Source organism: Candidatus Colwellia aromaticivorans, from assembly GCF_003333305.1.
Classification (GTDB): Bacteria; Pseudomonadota; Gammaproteobacteria; order Enterobacterales; family Alteromonadaceae; genus Colwellia; species Colwellia aromaticivorans.
Map to the genome: position 1 here is coordinate 1 of NZ_QOLD01000017.1, position 1,374 is coordinate 1,374.

Genomic DNA, 1,374 nt, shown 5'->3' on the forward strand with positions numbered 1-1,374 from the left:
TTTATTACTTAACAGCCGATCGCTTTAATACGTTCTTGTCGTATGGTACTTTTTGCACATCGGAAAGAATTGCACGCATTTCGATCAGGTGTTCATATCTCAGACGCATGATCTGTGTTTTTGCCGCCATAAGTTCATCAATCTTGACATTAACTTTTTCAAGTTTAACACCATCAAGGATAGTCATTTCATTGAGTTCTTTAAGTGCCTGCACTTCTTGCACTTTAAAGGGGGCCTGATCAATATGCAGTTTGTGATGCATTTTATCTATTGCGGCTTTTTGGGATGCATCCGGCTTCTGAATTTGATCGGCCAAAAGTGACGTACTGATAAGGCTGACCATAATGACGAGTGGAAATAACCTAGATATAGATCTGCTTTTGTATAAACTCATGAGTTTCTCCCTGTGAAATTATATTCATATTAGACCACATTTTACATATTGTCTTTACATTCAACCCACTCAAAACCCTATCACTCAGACTTATTGTAAACTTTATAAAGTCACGTTTATTCCATAGGTTTTATTGTTAACAGGGCTTTTTTTACACTGAGCGACCAAAAAAGTTGAAAATCCTAAGGCACAAAGCGACTTAGTCTTTTGTGATTTAAAATGAGACATATGACACATATTTCCTGTCACTATTTTTATCAATAGTAACTGAACTTATTGAATATATTTGCAATCATGCTTATTGTAAGTCATGACAAGCAGCAACTGAAATCGTTATTGCGTTGAATATAAAGCTTTCACCCCCCAAAATAATATTAAGTATGGTGATAAATGAAATATAAAAGAATGTCGAAAAAATATTTGTTAGCAGCAGAAACTTTTTCATATAGTTATGCTAATTATGCAGATCATCTCGGTATAAATCCGCGTTTTGATGAATACATGCCAAATGATATAGATGTAATTGAAAAAGTTATTAATTCAGGTAAGGGCATAAAGGAATTAGCAACGAAATTAGATGTGGAAGAAGAGGTTGCACAACAAATATTAAGTTCGTATACAACAGCAAAAGATATTGTGTTTGCAGAAACTGCTGAGGCCTCTTTCAGGAAAGGAGTAAAGGCGTCGATATTACTCAGTGTAGAGTCAGGTCTAAAGTCTGAAGATGATATAGATAACCTTGTTAGTCAAATATGTTACAGAGCATCGGATTTGGCATATTTGCTAAATTTGGAAGAGAAAGAATTATCAGATTATTCTAAAGCACTAAGAGAGTAATTGACGTCTAAAACTCAAAAATATGCTACTAAGGAAAACCAGCTACATTAATATGCCCTTCAAAAAATGATTTCTAAGTCGCTGTGGGCACATGTCGGATAGACGACACCTGTTACCAGGTGTCGCCCTCCTAAGAACCGTAC

At 35.2% G+C, this 1,374-nt stretch carries 2 protein-coding genes; one reads left to right on the forward strand and one right to left on the reverse strand.

All coding sequences use genetic code 11. The features are described from left to right. Window positions 1-4: 4 nt before the first annotated feature. Window positions 5-394: a hypothetical protein gene (locus DWA31_RS02670; protein WP_114325126.1), complete on the reverse strand. Its 390-nt coding sequence runs from the start codon at window positions 392-394 to the stop codon at window positions 5-7. Window positions 395-784: 390 nt separating this feature from the next. Between DWA31_RS02670 and DWA31_RS02675 the strand changes: the two genes are divergently transcribed. Continuing rightward, complete coding sequence (locus DWA31_RS02675) at window positions 785-1,231, forward strand: hypothetical protein (protein ID WP_114325127.1); 447 nt, start codon at window positions 785-787, stop codon at window positions 1,229-1,231. Window positions 1,232-1,374 lie beyond the last annotated feature (143 nt).

What these genes read in the sequence shown, in the direction of transcription:
- DWA31_RS02670 (WP_114325126.1), bottom strand. Translation starts at nt 394, where the DNA reads ATGAGTTTATACAAAAGCAGATCTATATCTAGGTTATTTCCACTCGTC.
- DWA31_RS02675 (WP_114325127.1), top strand. Translation starts at nt 785, where the DNA reads ATGAAATATAAAAGAATGTCGAAAAAATATTTGTTAGCAGCAGAAACT.